Raw genomic sequence first — 23,580 nt, forward strand, 5'->3', positions numbered from 1 at the left:
AGGAATAAAATGTCAAAAAAAATAGGAAAAATTATAGTACCTACAAAACCCAAAAATTCACCAGTAACTATCACTGGATTTACTTTTAAATCATACGATAAAAATGCCGGTTTTCTACAATTCCAAATACAGAATCAAGATGGAAGCCCAACTGACTTGTTCGGAGCAACTGTTCGTTTGTTTATGTATATTTTTAAAGGGGAAGAGAAAAAAGAATTTCCAATTTTTGATAATCAAATTATTACTGAGAGCTATATGCAAGGTACTGTAAAATATCAAGTTCCAGAAATGCTACTTTCATACAATGGAAAAGTTGATGCTTATATCTATATTGATTTCCCTGATGGAAGTCATACCGACAATTTGGCGTTTACATTTAACATAGAAAAGTCTGTTATTGATAGTGATGTTCAATCAAATGGCGATTATTATTTTAAAGATTTTGAACAATTGTTAAAAAGCGTTGAAGATAAAACTGCAAAAAAAATTGAAGAGTTGGAAGATAACGCGTCAGAAGTAAATAAAAAGTTTGATGATTTGAACGAAAAGCTATCTTCGCTGAATTTTGAATCTTTTCAGAAATTAAAATTAACGAGAGATGACGGTAAGTCGCTGCGTTTAGCTGACTTAAATCATCTACCAACAACCATTGATGAGTTGACGCGACCGGGATACTACTATATTACTAGTGCAGAATCTAACACTTTTATTCCAGCTAATCACTACATTCGACAAATTGGCATGTCTGGTTCAGGATGGTTGACTGTTTATCCGGGAGATACAAGCGGAATGGTCGTCCAAGAATGGTATCGAAATACGTCGAGTACTGTAGCGAGCACTCGACACCTATATCGCAGGCAAGAATCAGCTGCACCTGTTAGCTGGAATCCTTGGTCAGAATATGCACAGACAAATAGTACAATGTTGTCTAGTAACTACTATCAAGGTGCAGCGCACAGGTTAGCAGAAGCAACGACTACTGGAAAACAAGCAACTAGTTACCTTGAATTAAGTGAGAATACAGGAATATATTATTTAACCACAAACGAAAGCAAATCAATGACCGATTTTTCTAGTTTACCACCAGAGTTTATTTACGGGATATATATCGAAAATATTCCCAACTCTTCTCTTGGTAATTATCTTCAAAAAATCACTAGCAATATCTTAGATGGAAAAGTACAACCACCAACCAGATATTGGCGAATTGTGGTAAAAACGGATAGTGGCTATGATGTCACAAAATGGCGTAAGTCTTTATCACAAGATGATGCTCAAATGTACAAGACAACTAAAGACAACGGTGACAGTTGGAGATTAGAAGATTTACCTACTAGACCAGATGGGTTAGAACAGTGGGCTAGATTGTACAAAGGTTGGTATTATATACCGAACTCTAGCTTAAAAACAATGAGTGACTACAGTACACTTCCAGTTGAGTTTGCTAACGCACATGTGCATATGGAAATACAAGGTGGCGCTGGTAGTGTATATGCGCGTCAAACTTTGACGATGTATCAAGCACCGTACACTCAAATATATAGAGTAGTCACAAATACTTTAGCTCAGCCATGGCAAACAGTAGCTATGAGTTCAGATTTGGATGCTGAGCGTCAAAGAATGATTGACCAGACACACGGATCGCTTGAATGGATCGCACATCGTGGGAACAATACGAATTTTCCGGAAAACAGTACAGTTGCATTTGAAAATGTAAAACGTCACTGGGGGATTGAAACAGATATTCACTTAACATCAGATGGGAAATGGGTAGTGATGCATGACGAAACAGTAGACCGGACAACGAATGGAACGGGAAAAATTACAGAAATGACTTACGCTCAATTTAGGGCTTTAAGAATAGATACTGGTCCCAATCTGAACGCATTGAGCGATGTAGAAAAAAGACCACCAGATTTAGATGAATATCTAACAATTTGTAAAAACAATAATAAGATTCCAGTTTTAGAATTAAAAGCTTCATCAAATTATACTCTTGATGAGTTAAAAAAAATAAAAAGTTTAGCAGACGATTTCGGAATTACTAATAAAATTGTATTCATTAGCTTTAGTTACGAGACTCTTCTTAATTTGAGAAAAATTTTTCCGTACAACATGCTACAGTTTCTGTTTAATGGAACAATTAGCACAACAGATATGATAAATAAAGCTTTGGCATTGCGGTTGCCTTCTGCAGTGAGTGTGAATTATGATAACGCAGGACTTAACTGGTTGTTTGTTTCGAAGATGCACCAAGCAGGTGTAAAAGTTGCGGTTTGGACTGTTCCAGATGCCTCATTCCAAGTAATGAAAAATTTAAAAGTGGATTATATTACGACTGATAGTCTGTCTGGAAATCTACGTTATCAAAAATTAAAATTACTAAATGGTTTCACTGAAAGCATAGACGCGGGTAGACTTAAAGAATCTTATGTTGAAGAGATCGGAGGTGGTATGATACATCTTAATTTCAATGTTTCGACTGGAGCTAATGATCAAAACAAAGCAATCGCTGAGTTACCTGATTGGGCTAATCCGATGTACAGACAATACAATAATTGTGCTATTAGAAATTCAAGTGGTGTTCAATTTGGAACTTTTGATGTGACGGGGCGACTATCACCAGAAAGCGGAACTCCCAAAACGTTAAGCGTTGGTTTAAACTGGTCTGGCAGAACAATGTGGGCAGCTGGATCATGTGTATACAAAGTAGATTGATAAAAAATATAATAAAAAGCACTCTTTTGAGTGCTTTTTGTATGCTCAAAATAGAAAGCGAAGGGTGGGAAACATGGTGTTAGTTGATAATACGGTACTTCTGGGAGAATTCCGAGGATTACTAAATAACATTTACATCCAAATTTTTGTTTGGATTGTGATTGCAGATATTGTGACAGGTATTTGTAAAGGAATTTTTGTTAAAGAAACGAATAGTACGAAAGGTTTAATGGGGATTGTAAAACATTTGCTCGTTGTTGGTTTGGTTTTGATTGCTTATCCTTATCTAAAAATTATGGGGTTTGAAGGAGTAGCAACAGCGTTTGTTTTTTCTTATATTGCTGTTTATGGTATTTCAGTGATTGAAAATCTAGGGCAGTTAGGCATTCCTGTACCAGAATTTGTCAAAAATCGTTTTAGTAAATTAAAAGAAACATCAGAAAAACAAGGCGAAGAAAATGGAGGGGAAAAATAATGGTCAAAATTATCAATAATTCTGTTTGCCGCGGTGTAGCAGGTAAGCGGGTGGGAAGTGTAAAAGGCGTTGTCATCCACAATACTTGGACGAACACGACAGCAGAACAAGAAATGAATCGTTTAGCTTCCATGTCAGCTAAACAATTAGAAGCTGGCTTTGCCCATTATTATGTGGATGAAAAGACAATTATTCGCACGGAAGACACTTACAATCGTGCTTGGCACGTGGCGAATTCAGATGGTAATAATAGTTACCTTGGTTATGAAGTACGTGGCAATCGCGAAACGCCTAGAGCAGTATTCCTACAGGCAGAACAAAATGTTTTCTGGCAAGCTGCGATTGACTTACATTATTATGGCTTACCAGTCAATCGTGACACAGTTAAATGCCATCATCAGTTTTCAGCAACTGAATGTCTGAAGCGCTCGTTGATGGAACATTGTGGATACGATTCGACGTTTGCCGTACCAACAGAGGTGACTGGTAAAATGCAAGATTACTTTATTACACAAATCAAAAAATATTATAATAATCCAGCTTTGCAGCCTGATGGAAGTAGTGAAGGAAACAATGAACATGATGAAATTATTGCAGCAAGTCCTGCAAAAACGATTAATGGGATGACTGCAAAACTAGACATTTTTAATGAAAATCCAACTGGTTCTTTCCGCGGAGCAGGCTGGATGATTCCAGGTTATAGTTATGGATTTGTATTTTTAATGGACGGAACAAATAAACAAGAACTTGCAAGAAAGCTGTCGTCTGGAATCGTACGAGATGATGTCAATCAAGCATATGGATTGCCTCTTGGCTCAAAATATGGATTAGATTGTACATTTGATATTACAAAATTAAAGGGACGTAAGGTGTATATCATGTTTAGACGAACAAATGATAAAGATGGAAATACGATAGGTGGAGCAAAGGATATTCATTTCGATGAGTATGTATTAACTGTACCAGAACGATAAAAAATATGAAAATTGAAGGAGAGAGAAAAATGGGAACACAAGAACAAACAGCAAAACAAATTTGGGATTATTTGACAAGCAAAGGATGGACAAAGGAAGCAGTTTCCGCAATTTTGGGTAATATGCAGTCGGAAAGTGGGATTATTGCTGATCGTTGGGAATCAGATATTGTTGGTAACATGTACGGTGGATATGGTCTTGTTCAATGGACACCAGCTACTAAGTATATTGATTGGGCCGTAGGGAATGGGTTAGACTATCGAAATGTGATTAGTCAATGCAAACGAATCGAGTGGGAAGTTGCAAATGGTCAACAATTTTACCATCCATCAATGACGTTTAAACAATTCACTCAAAGTACACAAAGTCCTGAAACGTTAGCTGATATTTTTATTCGTTATTATGAAAGACCAGCCAATCCTAATCAACCTGTTCGTCAAACACAGGCTCGCTACTGGTATAATAAATTTAAAAATTCAAGTACTGAAGGAAAAACGCCACAGGAAATCCATGATGAAGCTATTGCTAGTTCATCAATTAAAATTTCGAATGGTGTACAAGCAAAAATCGAAATTTTTAAAGAACAACCTACGGGTAATATTACTGCAGGTGGTTGGATGGGCCCTGGTTATAACTATGGGTTTGTTTTGGTATTAGATCATAATACGGGAAAAGAATTGGACAGAAGGATGTCTCCAGGAATTGTACGTGATGATGTAAATGCCCATCTAGGGTTACCTAATGGATTGAAATATGGAATCCAAGGTGTATTTCCAAAAGCACAATTTAAAGGTAAAGTAATTGATGTAGTGTTTCGTAGAACAAATGATAAATCAGGAAATACTGCGGGGGGCTATCAGGATTTTCGTTTTAATGAGTTTTATTTAACAATCTGATATTTAAGAAAGCTGCCAATCTTACAACGACAAAAACACACAAATAAACTCTAAAATTTAACAGACATAGTAACTTTATTTGCACGAATTTTGATTAAACAAAACAGAAACGTGCCTGAAACATGAATCAAAATGGTTATGTTTCAGGCACGTTTTCATAAATAAAAGGTGATCAAAAAGCAATTCTTTCTTAAAGTTGCTTATTTTTTGCCCCTGTTTTGTTCTACATAGAAATAAAAATGATCAACTAATATACCCATTATTTTTTAACGCTTTTTGATGTTCACAAGGTTCCCCAACAATTGTAAAGTTAGTGATTCTAGCGCTTTCTTGTTGATTTGTCCAATCGTACGTGTAGTTTTTGCCAGTCCAGATGCTATCACAAGCAAAGCAATGATATTCCACTTCAATTAGTCCAGCTGGGGTTTCAGCTTGAATCCACCCAATACATTTAGCCGTACCATTTGTAATCGTGGCTTGGTCTAAGTCAAAATCATAAGGATTATAAGTAAATTCTGTTAAAGGTATCGCTTCAGTAGTTAGTGCTTTTGCTAATACAGGATCGACAGGAGCTTTCTCTTCTGGTACTTTCTGTTCTTTTGATGTTTGTTCTTCTGATACTTGTTTTTCCGGTTGTGTCTGTCCTGTTTGTTGACTTGTTTCAGTTGAAATAGTTGAAGAAGCAGTCTGATAGACTACTTGCGTTGATAAAGATGTTGATGCTGTTGCTGTCTGTTTTTCTGAAGTAAGCAATGGGAAAGTAAGCATTCCTAAAATAAAAACACCAATTAATACTACGATTCCTGCCAATACTCCTACAATCACTTGCCATGTTTTCATCGTTCAATCCTCCATTCACTATTAAGTTTAGCGCTTCAATAGTGTTTCGTAAATATAAGATATTTTTGTGGTACAGCACACGAAGAGATGAAGTAGGAAAAGCTTACTTTCCACTTAATACCTGTTTCAATGCTTCTTCAATTTGTTGAACATCGTCAGGATATTGTCTTTGAAGTTTAGTTGCTTCAGCAGTTGCTGCACTTTTAGGTGTTTGAACAGAGTGTTTGATATAAGGATCTTCTAATGACTCAATATAATCCGTTTGTTCTTGCCAAGATGCTTTGATCGAGTAATAATAATTAGTTTTTTCTGAAGATGCTCTTTCTTGGTAAATTGTTTCTGATTGCGTGCTAGTTGTCTGAGGAACTATTTGGTTTGTTGAAGTGGTTTCGTTTGTGAATGATAAATTTTCAGAACTATTTTTGGAACCACAGCTTACTAGAAACGACAGGGAACAAATAAGGATATTGACCAACATTATTTTTTCATTCTTTCCACCTCTGGACGTTTGTTACTTTTGAAAACTTTTTCTTTTACTATTAGTATAATACAAATACATAAGAATGGTTTGCGCAGTTCATGTACTTATTTTTGAGTGAACAGTTTATCGTTTTTGTTGAAGAAGCTGTATCAGTTTTCTTTTCTTTTCAGGATTTTCCTGAATAATGGTAAAATAAAGAAAAGGGGGGATGCGTGTTGGAACTTACGTTTTCCATGGTTGATCAAACCACAACGATTTCTTACGGTGAAACGTTAAGCAGTCTGCTAAAACCATTGGCTATTAGAGAACCAATCTTGTTCTTAACGAATCAGCGTTACTATGATTTGTTTTCAGAAAAAATGAATCAATTTTTTGCAAATCAGGCGAATGTTGATTGGTATATTTGTACGAATAGTGCGCAATGTAATAACTTAACAGAACTCGCGCATCTCTTAGACTATGTCAAACGTTTTCCGGAAAATCAGCAACTGATTGTGATTGGATTTGGAAATGAAGGAATGATGGAATTAGCTAGTTTTTTTCAAAAACACACGATTCTCACAACGAAACTTTGGTTGATTCCTGTGTCTGCTCGTTCATTTGGTGGAGCATTAACAAACAAACGCAGCATTTTACAGTTGCCTTATCAGGCTGTTTTAGAAACAGAGAATTTGCCAGAACAAATTTTCTATGACCAAACGATTAGTGATCGCCAAGTTGAAGGCAAACAAATCGACTTTTTAACGTTCATTGTTTGTGGATTGGTTTGTGATTATGGTTTCTTACAGAATTTATACAAAAATTACTCAACCCAGCAAAAATTACACAATGTACCTTTTGCCGGGATGCTTGAAGAATTGGTCCATTTTTACCAAGAAGAGGCGGAAAATCTTGCAACTTATGGTAAACTATTTGAGCAAGCTTTTTATCTAACAGAAAACGGACATTTATTATCAGCAAGTATGAAAAAATTTTTAGGATTGATTTTTCAACTAGTTTGGAATATCGAACGAAATGAAATCTCTTTTCAATTGAAAAATTTTTTTATTTGGTTGCAACATCTTGGCTATCCAATTGATTGGTTGGAACAGCTATCTGAAGCTGAATATTTAGAAAATGTCTTGAGTTTAGCAGAAAAAAGCAAAAAGATTCTTGTTTTAGAAAAAATTGGTATAATAGAAGGATACCATTCACCGAGCGAGAATGAATTGTTGAAAATGATGACAAGATATCAACAAATTGTCAACGAGATTAGAGGGAATTGAATGAAAACGTATAGTGAAAAAATGTTACAAGCCTTGTCTGAAGAAGATTTAGCACAGGCACAGCTATTGCTTGTACAGGCTTTAAAGGAAGACCCAGCAGATGTTTTAGCTGAATTAGGAGAAGAGTTACTAGCAATTGGCTTTTTGGAAGAAGCAAAACAAATTTTTGAACAACTTGTAACACAATATCCTGAAAATGATGGCTTAAATATTCCATTGGCAGAGATCGCGATTGAAGATAATGAAATTGACGAAGCATTTACGTATCTAGAAAAGATAAGTAAAGAGAGTGATTATTATCCGCAAGCGTTATTAGCCATTGCTGACTTGTACCAAGTAATCGGGATCCCAGAAGTAAGCGAAGCGAAATTAAAAGAAGCAGCTAGTTTACTTCCCGACGAGCCATTGATTCAATTTGCTTTAGCAGAATTGTATTTTTCAGTGGACCGTTTTAAAGAGGCCGCTGTTATTTATGACAACTTGTTAAACAGTCAGATCAAAGAAATTTCTGGTATTTCGATGCAAGAACGTTTAGGTCAATCACTAAGTATGCAAGGTGAATTTGAAGCAGCAATCAAACCATTAGAAGCAGCATTGGAAGAAGATCGTACAGATGATCGATTGTTCCAGTTAGCTTTTACGAATTTACAATTAAAAGAAAATCAACAGGCAATCAATTATCTGCAAGAATTACGGACAGTTAATCCGCACTATCAATCACTTTATTTGTATTTAGGACAAGCGCTACAAGAAGAAGAATTGGTTGAAGAAGCACAAACAGTGTTGGAAGAAGGAATCAAAGAAAATCCTTATCAAGTCGAACTGTATCATTTGGCTTCTGAAAACGCCTTTCGTTTGCATGACAAAGAAAGTGCTGAAAAATTATTGTTGCAAGCTCTTGAATTAGGAGAAAAACAAGATGATACGTTATTGACTTTAAGTAATCTTTACTTAAATGAAGAACGTTATGAAGATGTTATTAATGCAGTCAACCAAATGGAAGAAACAGCAAATCCATATGCCGAATGGAATTTGGCTCATGCGTATAATGAATTAGAAGATTTTGCTGTTGCAGCGCTCCATTATGAGCAAGCTTTCCACGAGTTGCAACATGAACCAGATTTCTTGAAAGAATACGCATTTTTCTTACGTGAAGAAGGAAAACTGGATCAAGCAAAAGAACTATTAAAACATTACTTACATCATGAACCTGGAGATATGGAGGCCCTGTCTTTATTAGATGATCTATCATAAGGGGTGATCAAGATGTTTATAAATGTGCGAGAAAAAAAGAATTTCTTAACGTGGATGGTGAACCATGTTTCGTTTAGTCGCCGTGAAGTTTTTTGGATTTTGAATTACTTGTCAAATCATGAAGCGATTTTGAAAAATGTTCATTTTGTTGAGGGGGCGGATCAAACTTCCCGTGGCTTACAAATCAGCGACTTGTCTGTAGCTGGTGAACCAATGAAGTTGTTTTTAAAAGGCAAAGTATTTACTGATACGGATCAAATTTTTCATGAAATTCGATTGAATCGAACGGAACCGTTGTACGTGGAATGTTTTTTTGAAGATGCTTGGCAAACGAGTGAATATCTATCGATTTTAGAAGATAATCCTTTTGCTACTTGGGATTCAACGATTGCAGAAGAAGAAACAGAAGCAATTGAAAAATACTTTCAAGCAAAAGAACAAGAGGCACAGTTAAAGATGCTTTACGCACAAATTGATCAAGCATTAGAAGATGGAAATAAGGATGCGTTCTTGAAACTATCCGATGAAGTCAATCGCCAAATTCTAGCAGATGCGCAAAAAGCGTCAAATAAAAATGGCGTTAGCTAATCAAAGAAGCTGCTTGGGGAACACCATGGATAAGGTTGTGGCGCAAAATGTTTAGCTCCGACAAGATAACGAGCAGACATGTAAAATAGCTTTCAATTGTTTGTTATTTCGAAGAGTTATTTTGAGAACACCGTTGATTTGGAAGAAAGGCTGTGACAATATTTTTGTCACAGCCCTTTTTTTTGTCTGAATGTCAATCGTTTCGCTTGAGGCTTTAAATAGGTAAATCCTTCACCGGCCACTTCATGAACATTAATGACGGAAATAAAAGCTTGTTCATCAATTTCATAGATGATTTGCTTGGCAGAAGCTAATTCACTGGAACTGACAACTAAGTAAATTATTTTCTTCGAATAACCAGAAAATCCACCTTCACCATTTAAAAAAGTGACGCCTCGTTGTAGACCAGTCATCAATAACGGTGCGATTTCTTCGCTTTTATTAGAAACAACTAGTAGCCCTTTTGCGGAATAGCCACCATCAAGAATCGAATCAACCACTCGACTAAACACGTACGAAACAATCAAGGTGTACATCATTCGTTTCAAATCAAGATAAGTTAATGAAGCCAGTAAAACGATAATATCAAAAGTGAGTAATGAGCGCCCCATAGAAATACCATAATTCTTTTCTAAAATACGTGCGATGATGTCACTACCGCCAGTCGTTCCTCCCATACGATAGACCAAACCGCTACCCACGCCAGCAATGAGTCCTGCTAATAAAGCAACAATCAATAAGTCATGTTCTAAATTGATCTCGATGGGGACACGTTGCCAAACCCAAAGAGCAGCTGATAAAGAAACGGTTCCTAGAATTGTGTAAGCTAGTGAGCGTCTACCAAGAATTTTTCCACCAATGAGAATCAACGGAATATTGATAAGTAAAGTTGTATAAGCGGGATCAATACCAAAGAGTGCGCGTAAAATCAAAGTAATCCCTGAAACGCCCCCTTCAGCTAAGTGATTTGCGATATTTAGATAAACAAGTCCAAAGGCATAGATACTTGTTCCAATAATAATAAAGAAAACCTCTTTAATTGTTTTTAATAATGTCATGTGATCCCTGCTTTCGATAAAAATAGCTGACAAAGTTAGAAAATTTTTTCAATTCAATATTTAATGTAGCATGTAATTTTCATTTTCACAATTGCTCTTAACTATGTTTTACTGTAAAGTTTTGTTAGGATAGTCTTGAAAGGGGAACGTTATGAAGAACGAACGGACATTAAGAAGTATGCAGATAGAAGTGGATGAGTATATCCAACAATTCAAGGTCGGTTATTTTTCTCCTTTAGCGCAAATGGCACGCTTGACGGAAGAAGTTGGCGAGCTTGCGCGAGAAGTCAACCACTCTTATGGTGAAAAAGCGAAAAAGAAAACGGAGAAAGAAAATTCTGTTGCACAAGAGCTAGGCGATGTGCTTTTTGTTACAATGATTATGGCTAATTCACTAGAGATTGATTTGACAGAAACTTTTGAGAAAAATATGGAAAAGTTCAATCAAAGAGATCATTATCGATTTGAGAGAAAAGATGGCCAAAGCGGCGAAGAATAAACGTCCTATCAAAGAGAAATACTAAAGAGGTAGAAAAATGAAATTAGAACAATTACCGTTGGAGTACCAAAAGGCGATTCCAGTTTTACAAAAATTAGAACATGCCGGATATGAAGCTTATTTTGTCGGTGGGAGTGTTCGCGACATCTTGTTACATCAAGAAATTCATGACGTGGATATTGCAACGAGTGCGTTCCCACAAGAAATCAAAGCGCTATTCCCTCGAACGATTGATGTCGGCATTGAGCACGGAACCGTTTTAGTCTTAGAAGAAGAACAATATGAGATCACAACCTTTCGAACAGAATCGACCTATCAAGATTTTCGACGTCCGGATAAAGTGGAATTTGTTCGTTCGCTTGAGGAAGATCTAAAGCGTCGTGATTTTACAATCAATGCATTTGCTTTAAAAGAAGACGGAAAAATCATCGATCTTTTTGATGGGTTGGCTGATTTACATAACCATGTTTTACGAGCTGTAGGAAATCCTCACGAACGTTTTCATGAAGATGCACTACGAATGATGCGTGGGCTGCGATTCGTTAGTCAATTGGGCTTTGAATTAGAATTAGAAACAGTGGAAGCAATCAAAGAAAACCATGCCTTATTGGGGAAAATTTCTGTTGAGCGAATCAATATTGAATTTGTTAAAATGCTTTTGGGAAAAAATCGTCGAGCGGGTTTACAGGCATTTGTTGAAACCGAGTGTTACATCTATTGTCCAAATCTAAGTGAGCAAGGTGAGGCCTTACTGCGAATGGCCGATTTGCCAGAAGTTCCGTTGAAAACGGAAAGTCAAGCATGGGCATTGTTACTAAATCAATTAGGTCTAGCTGGTTCAGCAGTCCGCCCCTTTTTGAAAAGTTGGAAGTGCTCCAATCAAATGATCAAAGAGGTACAGGCGTTAGTTCAAGGATTGACTTTGCGACAACAGGGACCGTTATTACCAATGTCTCTGTATCAACTAGGCGAAACAGCAGCTGTTCAAGTAGAAGAGTTAATGGTTTACTTTGAGAAAACACCTGAGCTTACGAAAGTGAAGAAAGATTATCAAGAACTTCCAATCAAATCATTACGAGAATTAGCGATTGATGGGAAAATTTTACTAGCTACGATGGAGCGAAAACCAGGTCAGTGGGTCAGTGAGGCGCTGCAATCAGCAGAAGAAGCGGTCATTAATCAAGTAGTGAAAAATGAGCGTGAAGCATTATTGACTTACGTGAAGGAGCAACTCAGTAATTAAAGTATAAGAGAGGGGCCGTGGCAAAAAAATATTTTTGCAGGCCCTTTTTCTGAATCAATATTGTTTCCCAAACAGCTTTTCCAAGTAGCTTGCATCCACTTCAATACAGGAAGAGCTATTTTGTGTCTGGCTATATTGTCGGGCAAAAATGTTTTGAGGCACAATTTCTATTCACGGTGTTCCTCAAGCAGCTTCTTCAACAATAAGTTCTCTATTGATCAAAATATGAAAAACTATTTTTAGAAAAATATCCTGATTGCTTGAAGCAAATCGGTTGGAGCAATAACCTCTTGATTTTTAGAACTTAAAATGTGACCACTTACATTTGTTATGCTAAACTTGTAGTGCAATGCTGATTATTATTTGGAAGAAGGAGATTTTTTATGAAAAAAGAAATGACAGCGCTAAAATTTTATTTCCGTAATGGAGAAACTTGGACGATTGATCGTCGTCATATTGGTGACTTATGGATCAAACAAATTACAACGAGCTTTGGAAGAATCAAGGGAAGTGAATTTGTTGAGATTCATCCATGTGCTGGATTTAAAATCGAAATTTTTCAAGAAGGCGACTCAGTTGCAACTCATGATATCAACTTGGGCGGCTTAGAAATGGGCATGTTTAGCCGTGCGTTAAAATATGAAGATATTGAACGAATGGAAATTTTATATCGTAATGGTACGCCTGATATGGTTTACTTCCCTTACATGGACAAAGGAACAGAAGGTTTGGATAATCAATATCAATCAACAAAAATCAGTGAACAAACTGGAAGCTTGTACATCGTCATCAATCCTGAACAACGTGTAGAAGAAGTTTACGGACAATTTTTCGAATAGAAAAAGTAGTAAAATGTATTTGTTTTTTCCTCAACTATGGGGTGAAAAATGGATACATTTTTTGCTGCATTCATTTGTAAAATTGCTTAGTGCAGTGAAATGAAAACTTCATTTTTATTTTCTGAAAGAACTTTTTAATTTTTTTGCGGAAAACTTGCTATCTTGCATCTTTTGGAATAGAATAGGGTCTTGAAAAATCATTGTAAACAGCAAACGGACAATAGTGAGACAAGGGATGAGCTCGATTAAAAGAGTTCAAAGTTTTGCTATCAGATGTGCAGTTTGTATATAGGAGATCTGAAAAATGAGAGAGAGTTTTGAAAAACAAAAAAGACTGTTGCATGATCGCTATGGGGCATTTTCGATGGAAGATCGTCGTCGAATTCTTTGCTATTTACGAAAGAAAAATATTTTAACATATCGTCAAATGGAACGTTTGAAACATGAATTACTTCGTTTAGAATCAAAACGAGTACAGTGTGAATTAGATGGCAATGAAGTACAAGCTGAAGCTGTCGAAAGTAAGATTTTGAAGAAAAAGGAACAATTTTTAAAAGTACTTGCACAAAATAAAAAATAGAGGAGATGGGCCATGGAATTTGCTGAGTTAGTAATCATCTTTGCTGTAACGATTACTGCATCAAACATAGTCAGCCGCATCTTACCGGTAATCCCAGCACCATTGATTCAAATTTTTCTTGGAGTTATTTTAGGTCTAACGGAATGGGGAGAATCTATCAACTTTGAACCAGAATTGTTTCTGGTGATGATCATTGCTCCTTTGCTGTTCCGTGAAGGTGAAAAAGCAGATGTTACATCGATTCTTAAAAATTTTGATACGATTCTATTTCTAGCCTTTGGAGGAGTTATTTTGACTTTGCTTGGTGTAGGGATGACATTGTCATTTTTACTACCAAGTTTACCTTTTGCTGCCTGTTTTGCCTTTGGCGCGGCACTTGGACCAACAGATGCCGTTGCAGTCAGTTCATTGTCAGGACGAGTGAATATTCCCAAAAAAGCCATGCATATCTTAGAAGGCGAAGGATTGCTCAATGATGCGTCGGGCGTTACAGCCTTCCAATTTGCGTTAGCTGCCCTGATCACTGGGTCTTTTTCTGCAGTAAATGCAGGAGTGAGTTTAGTGATCTCAAGTTTGGGTGGGGCACTTGTTGGTTTCTTGTTGGTTTGGGTTAAACGAAAAGTCATCAATATGATTGAAAAAGCTTCAGCTAGAGATGTGACAGGATATCTATTAATCGAACTTTTGCTACCTTTTTTGGCTTATGTGTTGGCAGAAGTCTTTGGTGTTTCAGGTATTATTTCTGCGGTCGTTGCTGGGATATTACAAGCATCGAGTTTTCGAAAAATCACGATTTTTGATGCAGAATTATCTAGTTTATCTAACAGCACTTGGACCACTGTGACATTTACGTTGAATGCGCTCGTGTTTATTTTCTTAGGAATTGAATTGACACAAGTCTTTTCTCCTGTCTGGGAGAATGGAGCCTATCCCAATTGGATGTTGATTCTTGTCATTTTGTTGATCTCAGTGATGTTGTTTGTCATTCGTTTTGTTTCAATTACGGCTTTTTATTTATTTAAAGGTGGCTTGACCAGATTTAAAGAGGAACTCAATGAAATTTTGATTTTAACTTTTGGTGGAGTTAAGGGAACAGTCAGCTTAGCAACGATTTTTATTTTACCGCTGACAATTAATGGCATGGTCTTTCACCAGCGATCATTGCTACTATTCTTAACAGCAGGTGTCATTTTGGTTACTTTAGTTGTTGGGATACTTGCATTACCAATCTTGACTGAAGAGCAAGAAACAAATGGAACGGATTTAAACGCATTGATGATTTTAGAAGAAGTTGTCGAAAGTTTGCGTCAAGAAGCAAAAGACTTACCGAAAAATTCAAAAGAGTATCTAGCGACAGAAGCTGTGATTGAAAATTATCAAGAACGAATCCGAGAATTGTATTTTGAAGATTTAACAGAAGATGAAAAACAAGAAGTACAAGAAATCCAAGCACTTATTTTGTCGATTGAACGTGATGGATTAGATGAAAGCTATCGTTCAGGAAAATTGACAGTCAATGGTTATCGCTTCTATTCGCGCTTTTTATCACGTTTTGAACGCTCAATTACAGGTGAAATTCTCTCTTTTATCGGTTTTTGGTTATTATTTGTTCGTCGAGTCATTCGAATTATTTTGCATCCAAAAATGTTCTGGGAACGTCGCAAAAGAGAGCAACAAACGATTGTTACGAAAAAAGATATTAGTGATGTAAGAGATGTCTACCATAAAAATACGCAATTGATTATCGAAAGCTTGGACAACTTAACAGATGTGTATGGTGATGTGATGATCCAATTCTTTATCGAACAAAGGAAAGCGCAAGAAATGCGGATGATGTCGAAAAACTTTTTCTCTACAATGATGATTCAACAAGAAACTTTGTTTACGAAAAAAATGCTTCGAGGCTATTATTTGGAACGAAAGGTTGTCGATGAATACGAAGTTGCTGAAACGATTACCACTTTTTCAGCAAATGATTATCGTAAAAATATCAATCTTTTAGAATCCTACACAATGAATAAACCGGCTGATGCTTCACCTTTACGATTTGCGTATGGTCGAAAAAAGCGTGAGCTACAAACTCAAAAGATGAAGCAACAAGCGCACGATAAATAATTGATGCAAAGAATGAATTTAAGCAAGCTTGAAAGAAAGATCATGATGATTTTTGTTTCAAGTTTGCTTTTTTGTTTTTGATAATAGTTAAGTGAAAAAGTCTCATTATTCCTGTAGATTTTATGATACAATAACCGAGATAAGGAGGGGACAAGTTGAAAGAATTAAAAGTAACTGACCTCAAAAAAACTTACGGAGAAAAAGATTTATTTAATCAAATTTCTTTTTTGATTCATGAAAAAGATCGGATTGGATTAATTGGAACGAATGGTACTGGCAAGACCAGCCTCTTAAATATCTTAGCCGGCATAGATAGTGGTGATGGGGATCGTCAAACAGTTTTTTATCCGACGAATTACCGAATAGGCTATTTATCACAATCAACAGATTTTTCAGATGAATTAACTGTTTTACAAGCAGTTTTCCAAGGTACAAGCCCGCTCATTCGAACGGTGCGTTCCTATGAAGAAGCTTTGCTACGCTTGAGCACTAATGGTGATGATCCGGCTGCACAAAAACAATATGCACAAGCGGAAGAAGCAATGAATAAAGAAGATGCTTGGACAACAGATACGAATGCAAAAATTATTTTGCAAAAGCTAGGTATCAGTGAATTAGATAAAAAGATTGGTACACTTTCTGGTGGACAAAAGAAACGTGTGAGCTTAGCTCAAGTCTTGATTGATGAACCAGATTTATTATTGTTAGATGAACCGACAAACCATTTGGATTATGCAGCAATTGAATGGCTTGAATCTTATTTGAAGCAGTATCGTGGTGCATTACTAATGGTTACCCATGATCGTTATTTCTTAGATCGAGTGACGAATCGAATTTTTGAGTTGGCGTTTGGCGAGCTTCATGAATATAAAGGAAATTATGAAGCATATGTTCTAGAAAAAGCGGAGCGAGATCGTGTCGAAGTCGAACAAGAAGAAAAGCGCAAGCGTTTATACAAACAAGAACTTTCTTGGATTCGCGCAGGTGTGCAAGCACGAGGTACAAAACAGCAGGCTCGAATCAATCGCTTTGAAGATTTAAAAGAAAACTTGTATCAAGTAAACCAAGAAGCGGACCTAGAGTTAAACATCGCAACACAGCGTCTTGGGAAAAAAGTTTTAGAAATCAAAGATGGCTATTATTCCATTAACAACCAAATTTTATTAGCTGATTTGCAATTGTTGATTCAAGCAAAAGAACGACTGGGAATTACTGGAAAAAATGGTGCTGGAAAGTCCACCTTGCTAAATATTTTGGCAGGACGAATAACCTTAGATAGTGGCACATATTCCATTGGTGAAACGGTGCGATTAGCGTACTATACACAAGAAAACGAAGAGATGGCGCCAGATCAACGAATGATTTCTTATTTGCAAGAAGCTGCTGAAGAAGTGAAGACGGCTGACGGCGCACAAATTGGTGTAGCCGAATTATTGGAGCGATTCTTATTTCCAAGATATATGCACGGCACACGAATCGGCAAACTTTCTGGTGGCGAAAAACGACGTTTATATTTATTAAAACTTTTGATTCAACAGCCAAATGTTTTATTGTTAGATGAACCAACCAATGATTTAGATATTGCGACGTTAACCATTTTGGAAGATTATTTTCGAACATTTCCAGGTGCGGTAATCACTGTGTCCCATGATCGTTATTTCTTAGACAAAGTAGTTGATAAATTACTTGTGTTTCAAGGAAATGGCAAACAAGAACTCTTTTATGGAGACATGTCCGACTATTTGGAAAAGCAAAAGGAAGAAGATAAAGTAGTCATTGCTAAAGCAAAGCCAAAAGCTACACCAAAAGACGAAACAAAAAAGAAAAAGCTCTCTTATATGGAACAAAAAGAATGGGTAACCATTGAAGATGATATCGCAGAGTTAGAAAATAAACTCGATGAATTGCAAGAAGAAATGAACCATCAAGGAGATGATTTTACACGTCTTCAAGAATTACAAAAAGAAGTGAGTTTGACAGAAGAACAACTGGAAGAAAAAATGGCTCGCTGGGAGTATCTTAGTGAGTGGGCCGATAATTAGGAGGAGAATGAATGGAACAAGCTTATCTTGATTTAGGAAAAAAGTTGTTGGAAGAAGGAAATCAAAAAGGTGATCGAACAGGGACAGGTACACTTAGTACGTTTGGTTATCAAATGCGCTTCGATTTACAAAAAGGTTTTCCATTGTTAACAACTAAAAGAGTCCCATTTGGTCTCATTAAAAGCGAATTACTTTGGTTTTTAAAAGGAGATACGAATATCCGCTATCTTTTAGAAAACAATAATCATATTTGGGATGAATGGGCGTTTGAACGCTACATCAAAAGTGAGGATTACACTGGTCCAGATATGACGGACTTTGGTCATCGAAGCTTAGTTGATGAGGCATTTAATGAACTTTATCAAGAACAAAGTAAACGATTCTGCGAACAAATCGTCAATGATACAGAATTCGCAGCTAAATATGGAGACCTGGGACATATTTATGGGTATCAATGGCGTCATTGGGAAACAAAAGATGGCAGTTTTATTGATCAAATCAAAGAAGTGATCGAAGCTATCAAAACGACACCAGATTCCCGACGTTTAATCGTTTCAGCGTGGAATCCTGAAGATGTACCAAGTATGGCATTGCCTCCTTGCCATACTATGTTTCAGTTTTATGTTTTTGAAGGTCGCTTAAGTTGTCAGTTGTATCAACGAAGTGGTGATGTGTTCTTGGGTGTTCCATTCAACATTGCTAGCTACGCGCTGCTTACTCATTTGATTGCGCATGAAACAGGATTGGAAGTCGGCGAATTTGTTCATACGCTAGGTGATGCGCATTTGTATTCCAATCATGTAGAACAAATGAAAGAGCAATTAAGTCGTGAAGTACGTGCGTTTCCAAAATTAAGTTTGAATCCAGAAAAACAATCTGTATTCGATTTTGAAATGGAAGATATCCAACTAGAAGGATACCAACCACATCCAGCAATTAAAGCACCGATTGCTGTGTAAGAAAGGATGAGAAGATGCTAGCTGCAATTTGGGCACAAGATGAAAATGGATTGATTGGAAAAAATGAGCAACTTCCTTGGCGATTACCAAATGACTTGAAATTTTTTAAACAAACAACCGAATCAAATATTTTAGTAATGGGAAGAAAAACGTTTGAAGGAATGGGCAGTCGACCATTGCCAAATCGCCAAACAATTGTCCTTACACGTGATAAAAATTATCAAGCAGACGGCGTAACCATCATGCATGAGCTAGAAGAAGTCCTTGCTTTTGAAAAAAAAGCAGATGGCATTGTCTTTATCGCAGGTGGTGCTGCCATTTACCAAGAATTTTTACCTTACTGTAATGTATTGTACCGCACCGTGATTCAGCACGTTTTTGAGGGAGATACATACTTTCCAGCTGTTAATTGGGAAGACTGGTCATTGATCAATGTCAGTACAGGTGAAGTAGATGAAGCCAATCCTTATGCACATCAATTTGAGACGTACCAACGAAATGAAAAATAATGACGACAAGCAAATTTCATTTTGCTTGCACGCATAAAAAAAGAACTTTGCGCGTCCTTCGCGTAAAGTTCTTTTTTTATGCGTTCTTTTTAGAATCAAGTAAAGAATAAGACAGAAAAATACATGAATCCTGCACCTAACATAACGAAAAGGTGCCACACGACGTGCATGAAACGAACGGATTTCAAACTATAAAAAAAGGCGCCGACTGTATAAGAAAGTCCACCTAAAACCATTAACGAAATCCCCATTAAACCTAATGAATGGTAAAGAGGAACGGCAGCAATCAGGCAAAGCCAACCCATCACGATGTAAATGAAGGTTGAAACTTTTGAGACCGTTTCTTTTTTGTGTAAGGTTAGTGACTTATAAACGATTCCTGCAATTGCAAAGACCCAAATCAAACCAAAAAGTGTCCATCCTAACCAGCCTTTAACACTTAAGAGACAAAAAGGTGTATAGCTTCCAGCAATCAATAGGAAGATGGAACTATGATCAAAGACCTGAAAAACGCTTTTCGCTTTGGTAAAAATCAATGAATGAAACAATGTTGAAGTTAAAAATAAAAGAATCATCATAGATCCATAAATAGCATAAGTGACAACATGAAGTGGAGAATGAAGATGCGCGCCTTTAACGAGTAAAATGACTAAGCCAGCGATACTTAATCCAGCACCAATTCCGTGAGTGATCGCATTAAAAACCTCGTTGACAATCAAGTAACTGCGACTAAATTTTGTTTTTTCCATGAAAACGGCTCCTTTGTTTGACGTATTTAATGAAAAATCATTATTTGTCTGTTATACTAAAAAAAGAAATTGCCTTGAATGTAAGTTTAACATGAATAAGGCAGCTGTTAAAGGAAGAGTGAGAAAACAATGACAAATGTAAAAATTGTAACAGATTCTTCTTGTACAATGGAAAAAGATGTACGAGACACTTTAAATATTCATGTCATGCCACTATCAGTAATGATTGATGGCGTTATGTATCCTGATGATGATCAGTTAGATGGAGAAACATTCATGCAGATGATGTCTACTGCTAAGGCTTTACCAAAAACGAGCCAACCACCAATTGGTGAATTTGTTTCATTATATGATGAATTGGGCAAAGATGGCAGCGAAATTATTTCCATTCACATGACAAAAGGATTAAGTGGAACTGTAGAAGCTGCACGTCAAGCGAGCAATTTAACTAAAAGCAAAGTAACGGTTATTGATAGCGACACAACGGACCAAGGCTTGTCTTTCCAAGTCATTCAAGCAGCAAAATTAGCAAAAGAAGGTAAATCTTCAACCGAAATTTTAGCTGAAATCGAAAAAATTCGAGACAATACCAAATTATATATTGGCATCGCTACTTTAGATAACTTAGTCAAAGGCGGACGAATCAGTCGTGCGACAGGACTGCTATCAAGTATGTTGAACATTCGTGTGGTCATGAATTTTACCCATGGAGATTTAATTCCAGTTGCCAAAGGCCGCGGAAAGAAAACTTTTGATAAATGGTTCGATAGCTTGAAAAAAGAACTAAAAGAATTGCCGAATGTTCATCAAATTGCTATTTCCCATGCTGATGCAAAAGAGTTGGCATTAGAGTTCAAAGAAGGTCTACAAGAACTATTTCCTGAAATGCACATCCCAGTTTTACAAACAAACCCAGTAATTGCTACACATGCGGGTAAGGGTGCTTTTGCGATCATGTATTATGTCGATTAAAAATCAATAGCGTCACAAAAAGAACTAGTGATAGTTTCCTTTCACTAGTTCTTTTTGTGTGTTTTTTGAAAAAAAGATAAATTCTTATGATTTCTTTCGAAAAGCTACCTTTTTCAAATAACTTTTGATAAGATTAGACACAATTGAAGACAGAGGTGAAAAAATGAAATTAGTTAAGAGATATGGATTATTTTTTATTCCAATCGTCATTGCAGTCATCGTTTTCGCTGGATTATCATTGACTATTCCGAAAGCAGAACCCTTAGTAAAGCCATCAGTTGCGACGAAAAAAACGTCGAACATGAAAAATAAACTTCATTATGTAGCAATTGGCGATTCTTTGACTGAGGGCGTAGGTGACCAGACCAAACAAGGTGGTTTTGTGCCTTTAGTTGCCAATGATTTACGAGAAGATTATCAGTTGAAGACTGTTGAAACAGAAAATTATGGTGTCAATGGCGAACGAAGTGACCAGATACTTAAGCGAGTGAAGGAAAAAGAAACAATCCAATCAAACATTAAGTCCGCTGACTTTATCACGTTGACTGTGGGTGGAAATGATTTGATGAAGGTGATCCAAAATAATTTTTTTGGGTTAACAACACGCTCTTTTAAAAAACCTTTAAAAAACTATCAAGAAAACGTGACTGAACTTTTAGCAGAGATCCGAGACTTAAACTCAAGTGCGCCGATTTATGTTCTAGGTATTTACAATCCTTTTTATTTGAATTTTCCAGAAATTACAGATATGCAGACAATTGTAGATAATTGGAATCAAGGAACAGAAACGATTGTTAAAGAGACAGCTAATTGCTATTTTATTCCAATCAACGATTTACTTTATCAGGGATTAGATCAAAAAGTTGGTGTAGCTGAGGAACAATCAGATACAACTGATAGTACAGCAGAAAGTCTGAATGATATTAAAAATAATGTGTTGTATGAAGAAGATCATTTTCATCCAAACAACTTAGGCTATCAATTGATGGCTAATGCAGTAAAAGAAAAATTAGTTGAGACTAAAGAACAATGGCTACTAAAGGAGGGCGACAAATGATAGAACCAGAAAGTCCAAAAAATCCAGAAATAAAAGTAAAAGAACCCTTGAATGAGAAAAAACGTCATGTGTCAAATTATTGGCGAATGGCTTTCTTGATTTTATTAGGCGTTGTGGTTGGCACAATCGTTTTTTTAGGTGCTCGAATTTTTTCAAGCCAACCCGAGTACAAAAATATGCCAGAAATTACAGCAATCGAAGGTGAACCAGTTCTAACAATCAATTCAAATAAAGAAAAAGTCAATCAGCTGATTAGCTTTTTCTTGAGTGATTTTCAAAAAGAAGGCGACATTGAGTATAAATTCTATTTAGAAAATGAAGCCATGCTAAATGGTCAATTTGAAGTCTTAGGTTTTCCTGTAAATTTCTATCTGTATTTTGAGCCTTATGTTATGGAAAATGGGAATGTTCAGTTGAAAGCAAAAAGTTTATCCATTGGTACATTGAGTTTGCCAATCAAAGATGTGATGAACATGGTTAAACGTAATTATAATTTACCTAAATGGGTCGAGATTGATACGAAAGATTTAACAGTTATGATTCGACTTGATAAGTTTCGAATGCAAAACGGAATGTACATTAAAGCCGATAAAATAAATTTAGTAGACGATGATATTCGTTTTAGTCTATACTTACCCGCAAGTGAAGAAACAACAAAAGAAAGTTCCAATCAATAAGTGAAATCAATGAAAGAATCAAAAGGGGGAATTTGATGGAACGTGCAATTTTTGCAGGTGGCTGCTTTTGGTGTATGATTCAGCCATTCGATACTCTACCAGGTATCCACTCCATTATGTCGGGATATACTGGCGGACAATTGGCTAATCCGACATATGAGCAAGTGAAGAGCCAAACAACTGGTCATACAGAGGCCGTTGAAATTATTTATGATCCACGGGTGATTTCCTATCAAGAATTAGTTGAACTATATTGGGAACAAACAGATCCGACTGATGCGTTTGGTCAGTTTGAAGATCGAGGGAGTAGTTATCGACCTGTCATTTTTTATTCAACAAAAGAGCAACAAATGATTGCAGAAAAAAGCAAACAACAGTTAGCTGAGAGTGGTCGTTTTACAGAAAAAATTGTGACGACTATTGAACCCGCACAGCCGTTTTATTTGGCTGAAGCTAATCACCAAGACTATTATAAAAAGAATCCAGAAAACTTTGCACGCAATCATGCAAGAAGAGCGGCTTTTGTCGAGAAAAATTGGAGGAATCATCAGTGAATCGAAGTTTTTACCATTATTTAATGACCCTTCGTGGACCAAACCATCTAGATCCAGTGACTGAATTTGCAAATGAAGCAGGAAAAGATATTCAATTTCCAAAACATAGCTCAGATTATGAAGAACTTTCTGATTATTTGGAAATGAATGTAGACTATCTGGCTTCCATGGATGTGTTCGATGCAGCCTGGGAACAATATTTGGAAAACAACCATGCCTCTTGAGTTTCTGTTTAT

Annotated in this window: 24 protein-coding genes; 20 read left to right on the forward strand and 4 right to left on the reverse strand. The window is 36.4% G+C overall.

Going from position 1 to position 23,580, the window contains the following annotated elements; translation table 11 throughout:
* The first annotated feature begins 9 nt into the window (after positions 1 to 9).
* The 4 genes from JZO71_RS06755 to JZO71_RS12490 all read left to right on the forward strand — a co-directional run bounded on the left by JZO71_RS06755 (position 10) and on the right by JZO71_RS12490 (position 5,063).
* Entirely contained in the window at positions 10 to 2,718 is a 2,709-nt protein-coding gene (locus tag JZO71_RS06755) for a glycerophosphodiester phosphodiesterase family protein (RefSeq protein ID WP_206898771.1), read from the forward strand.
* A 73-nt stretch (positions 2,719 to 2,791) separates the two neighbouring features.
* On the forward strand, positions 2,792 to 3,193 hold the full coding sequence (locus tag JZO71_RS06760) for a phage holin family protein (protein ID WP_206898772.1): 402 nt from the start codon (positions 2,792 to 2,794) through the stop codon (positions 3,191 to 3,193).
* A complete protein-coding gene (locus JZO71_RS06765) occupies positions 3,193 to 4,167 on the forward strand; it encodes a peptidoglycan recognition protein family protein (protein ID WP_206898773.1) in 975 nt (324 codons plus the stop codon). Before JZO71_RS06760 ends, JZO71_RS06765 begins: the two co-directional genes overlap by 1 nt.
* A 29-nt stretch (positions 4,168 to 4,196) precedes the next feature.
* The gene (locus JZO71_RS12490; RefSeq protein ID WP_242590478.1) at positions 4,197 to 5,063 is read left to right on the forward strand and encodes a phage tail tip lysozyme; all 867 of its coding nucleotides are present in this window, start codon (positions 4,197 to 4,199) and stop codon (positions 5,061 to 5,063) included.
* Positions 5,064 to 5,306: 243 nt separating this feature from the next.
* On the opposite strand, the gene JZO71_RS06775 is transcribed toward JZO71_RS12490, so the two are convergent.
* Both JZO71_RS06775 and JZO71_RS06780 read right to left on the reverse strand, forming a co-directional pair.
* The gene (locus tag JZO71_RS06775; RefSeq protein WP_206898774.1) at positions 5,307 to 5,903 is read right to left on the reverse strand and encodes a hypothetical protein; all 597 of its coding nucleotides are present in this window, start codon (positions 5,901 to 5,903) and stop codon (positions 5,307 to 5,309) included.
* Between the two features lie 103 nt (positions 5,904 to 6,006).
* On the reverse strand, positions 6,007 to 6,381 hold the full coding sequence (locus tag JZO71_RS06780; protein WP_206898775.1) for a hypothetical protein: 375 nt from the start codon (positions 6,379 to 6,381) through the stop codon (positions 6,007 to 6,009).
* A gap of 236 nt (positions 6,382 to 6,617) precedes the next feature.
* Between JZO71_RS06780 and JZO71_RS06785 the strand changes: the two genes are divergently transcribed.
* The 3 genes from JZO71_RS06785 to JZO71_RS06795 are packed head-to-tail and all read left to right on the forward strand — an operon-like array spanning position 6,618 to position 9,491.
* Complete coding sequence (locus JZO71_RS06785) at positions 6,618 to 7,649, forward strand: hypothetical protein (protein WP_430733283.1); 1,032 nt, start codon at positions 6,618 to 6,620, stop codon at positions 7,647 to 7,649.
* Positions 7,650 to 8,903, forward strand: coding sequence for a tetratricopeptide repeat protein (locus JZO71_RS06790; RefSeq protein ID WP_206898777.1), 1,254 nt, complete (start codon positions 7,650 to 7,652; stop codon positions 8,901 to 8,903).
* Between the two features lie 12 nt (positions 8,904 to 8,915).
* The gene (locus JZO71_RS06795; protein WP_206898778.1) at positions 8,916 to 9,491 is read left to right on the forward strand and encodes a ReoY family proteolytic degradation factor; all 576 of its coding nucleotides are present in this window, start codon (positions 8,916 to 8,918) and stop codon (positions 9,489 to 9,491) included.
* Between the two features lie 167 nt (positions 9,492 to 9,658).
* Here the strand turns inward: JZO71_RS06795 and JZO71_RS06800 are convergent, their stop codons facing one another.
* Positions 9,659 to 10,549: a YitT family protein gene (locus tag JZO71_RS06800; RefSeq protein WP_206898779.1), complete on the reverse strand. Its 891-nt coding sequence runs from the start codon at positions 10,547 to 10,549 to the stop codon at positions 9,659 to 9,661.
* 151 nt (positions 10,550 to 10,700) lie between these two features.
* Between JZO71_RS06800 and JZO71_RS06805 the strand changes: the two genes are divergently transcribed.
* The 8 genes from JZO71_RS06805 (at position 10,701) to JZO71_RS06840 (ending at position 19,335) form a co-directional block, all read left to right on the forward strand.
* Positions 10,701 to 11,048 (forward strand): nucleotide pyrophosphohydrolase, encoded by a 348-nt coding sequence (locus JZO71_RS06805; protein ID WP_206898780.1) that lies wholly within the window; start codon positions 10,701 to 10,703, stop codon positions 11,046 to 11,048.
* A gap of 37 nt (positions 11,049 to 11,085) precedes the next feature.
* Positions 11,086 to 12,291, forward strand: coding sequence for a CCA tRNA nucleotidyltransferase (locus tag JZO71_RS06810; RefSeq protein ID WP_206898781.1), 1,206 nt, complete (start codon positions 11,086 to 11,088; stop codon positions 12,289 to 12,291).
* Between the two features lie 383 nt (positions 12,292 to 12,674).
* The gene (locus JZO71_RS06815; RefSeq protein WP_206898782.1) at positions 12,675 to 13,130 is read left to right on the forward strand and encodes a hypothetical protein; all 456 of its coding nucleotides are present in this window, start codon (positions 12,675 to 12,677) and stop codon (positions 13,128 to 13,130) included.
* A gap of 304 nt (positions 13,131 to 13,434) precedes the next feature.
* Positions 13,435 to 13,710, forward strand: coding sequence for a hypothetical protein (locus JZO71_RS06820; protein WP_067484952.1), 276 nt, complete (start codon positions 13,435 to 13,437; stop codon positions 13,708 to 13,710).
* A 12-nt stretch (positions 13,711 to 13,722) separates the two neighbouring features.
* Positions 13,723 to 15,825, forward strand: a complete 2,103-nt coding sequence (locus JZO71_RS06825; RefSeq protein WP_206898783.1) for a cation:proton antiporter — start codon at positions 13,723 to 13,725, stop codon at positions 15,823 to 15,825.
* Between the two features lie 155 nt (positions 15,826 to 15,980).
* The gene (locus JZO71_RS06830) at positions 15,981 to 17,867 is read left to right on the forward strand and encodes an ABC-F family ATP-binding cassette domain-containing protein (protein WP_206898784.1); all 1,887 of its coding nucleotides are present in this window, start codon (positions 15,981 to 15,983) and stop codon (positions 17,865 to 17,867) included.
* Positions 17,868 to 17,878: 11 nt separating this feature from the next.
* Positions 17,879 to 18,826, forward strand: coding sequence for a thymidylate synthase (locus tag JZO71_RS06835; protein WP_206898785.1), 948 nt, complete (start codon positions 17,879 to 17,881; stop codon positions 18,824 to 18,826).
* A gap of 14 nt (positions 18,827 to 18,840) precedes the next feature.
* Entirely contained in the window at positions 18,841 to 19,335 is a 495-nt protein-coding gene (locus JZO71_RS06840; protein ID WP_206898786.1) for a dihydrofolate reductase, read from the forward strand.
* A 95-nt stretch (positions 19,336 to 19,430) separates the two neighbouring features.
* On the opposite strand, the gene trhA is transcribed toward JZO71_RS06840, so the two are convergent.
* Entirely contained in the window at positions 19,431 to 20,084 is a 654-nt protein-coding gene (trhA, locus tag JZO71_RS06845) for a PAQR family membrane homeostasis protein TrhA (protein ID WP_206898787.1), read from the reverse strand.
* A 129-nt stretch (positions 20,085 to 20,213) separates the two neighbouring features.
* Here trhA and JZO71_RS06850 point away from each other — a divergent pair, with 129 nt between their 5' ends.
* The 5 genes from JZO71_RS06850 to JZO71_RS06870 all read left to right on the forward strand — a co-directional run bounded on the left by JZO71_RS06850 (position 20,214) and on the right by JZO71_RS06870 (position 23,568).
* On the forward strand, positions 20,214 to 21,056 hold the full coding sequence (locus JZO71_RS06850; protein WP_206898788.1) for a DegV family protein: 843 nt from the start codon (positions 20,214 to 20,216) through the stop codon (positions 21,054 to 21,056).
* Between the two features lie 163 nt (positions 21,057 to 21,219).
* The gene (locus JZO71_RS06855) at positions 21,220 to 22,113 is read left to right on the forward strand and encodes an SGNH/GDSL hydrolase family protein (RefSeq protein WP_206898789.1); all 894 of its coding nucleotides are present in this window, start codon (positions 21,220 to 21,222) and stop codon (positions 22,111 to 22,113) included.
* A gap of 29 nt (positions 22,114 to 22,142) precedes the next feature.
* Positions 22,143 to 22,790, forward strand: coding sequence for a YpmS family protein (locus JZO71_RS06860; protein WP_430733284.1), 648 nt, complete (start codon positions 22,143 to 22,145; stop codon positions 22,788 to 22,790).
* Positions 22,791 to 22,825: 35 nt separating this feature from the next.
* Positions 22,826 to 23,344: a peptide-methionine (S)-S-oxide reductase MsrA gene (gene msrA, locus JZO71_RS06865; protein WP_206898791.1), complete on the forward strand. Its 519-nt coding sequence runs from the start codon at positions 22,826 to 22,828 to the stop codon at positions 23,342 to 23,344.
* A complete protein-coding gene (locus JZO71_RS06870; protein ID WP_206898792.1) occupies positions 23,341 to 23,568 on the forward strand; it encodes a YozE family protein in 228 nt (75 codons plus the stop codon). The genes msrA and JZO71_RS06870 overlap by 4 nt, the downstream gene beginning before the upstream one ends.
* Positions 23,569 to 23,580 lie beyond the last annotated feature (12 nt).

Source organism: Candidatus Enterococcus courvalinii (genome assembly GCF_017315945.1).
GTDB classification, from domain to species: Bacteria; Bacillota; Bacilli; order Lactobacillales; family Enterococcaceae; genus Enterococcus_B; species Enterococcus_B courvalinii.

Coding starts and splice junctions, on each gene's coding strand:
- JZO71_RS06755 (WP_206898771.1), top strand. CDS start 10: ATGTCAAAAAAAATAGGAAAAATTATAGTACCTACAAAACCCAAAAAT.
- JZO71_RS06760 (WP_206898772.1), top strand. CDS start 2,792: ATGGTGTTAGTTGATAATACGGTACTTCTGGGAGAATTCCGAGGATTA.
- JZO71_RS06765 (WP_206898773.1), top strand. CDS start 3,193: ATGGTCAAAATTATCAATAATTCTGTTTGCCGCGGTGTAGCAGGTAAG.
- JZO71_RS12490 (WP_242590478.1), top strand. CDS start 4,197: ATGGGAACACAAGAACAAACAGCAAAACAAATTTGGGATTATTTGACA.
- JZO71_RS06775 (WP_206898774.1), bottom strand. CDS start 5,903: ATGAAAACATGGCAAGTGATTGTAGGAGTATTGGCAGGAATCGTAGTA.
- JZO71_RS06780 (WP_206898775.1), bottom strand. CDS start 6,381: ATGTTGGTCAATATCCTTATTTGTTCCCTGTCGTTTCTAGTAAGCTGT.
- JZO71_RS06785 (WP_430733283.1), top strand. CDS start 6,618: ATGGTTGATCAAACCACAACGATTTCTTACGGTGAAACGTTAAGCAGT.
- JZO71_RS06790 (WP_206898777.1), top strand. CDS start 7,650: ATGAAAACGTATAGTGAAAAAATGTTACAAGCCTTGTCTGAAGAAGAT.
- JZO71_RS06795 (WP_206898778.1), top strand. CDS start 8,916: ATGTTTATAAATGTGCGAGAAAAAAAGAATTTCTTAACGTGGATGGTG.
- JZO71_RS06800 (WP_206898779.1), bottom strand. CDS start 10,549: ATGACATTATTAAAAACAATTAAAGAGGTTTTCTTTATTATTATTGGA.
- JZO71_RS06805 (WP_206898780.1), top strand. CDS start 10,701: ATGAAGAACGAACGGACATTAAGAAGTATGCAGATAGAAGTGGATGAG.
- JZO71_RS06810 (WP_206898781.1), top strand. CDS start 11,086: ATGAAATTAGAACAATTACCGTTGGAGTACCAAAAGGCGATTCCAGTT.
- JZO71_RS06815 (WP_206898782.1), top strand. CDS start 12,675: ATGAAAAAAGAAATGACAGCGCTAAAATTTTATTTCCGTAATGGAGAA.
- JZO71_RS06820 (WP_067484952.1), top strand. CDS start 13,435: ATGAGAGAGAGTTTTGAAAAACAAAAAAGACTGTTGCATGATCGCTAT.
- JZO71_RS06825 (WP_206898783.1), top strand. CDS start 13,723: ATGGAATTTGCTGAGTTAGTAATCATCTTTGCTGTAACGATTACTGCA.
- JZO71_RS06835 (WP_206898785.1), top strand. CDS start 17,879: ATGGAACAAGCTTATCTTGATTTAGGAAAAAAGTTGTTGGAAGAAGGA.
- JZO71_RS06840 (WP_206898786.1), top strand. CDS start 18,841: ATGCTAGCTGCAATTTGGGCACAAGATGAAAATGGATTGATTGGAAAA.
- trhA (WP_206898787.1), bottom strand. CDS start 20,084: ATGGAAAAAACAAAATTTAGTCGCAGTTACTTGATTGTCAACGAGGTT.
- JZO71_RS06850 (WP_206898788.1), top strand. CDS start 20,214: ATGACAAATGTAAAAATTGTAACAGATTCTTCTTGTACAATGGAAAAA.
- JZO71_RS06855 (WP_206898789.1), top strand. CDS start 21,220: ATGAAATTAGTTAAGAGATATGGATTATTTTTTATTCCAATCGTCATT.
- msrA (WP_206898791.1), top strand. CDS start 22,826: ATGGAACGTGCAATTTTTGCAGGTGGCTGCTTTTGGTGTATGATTCAG.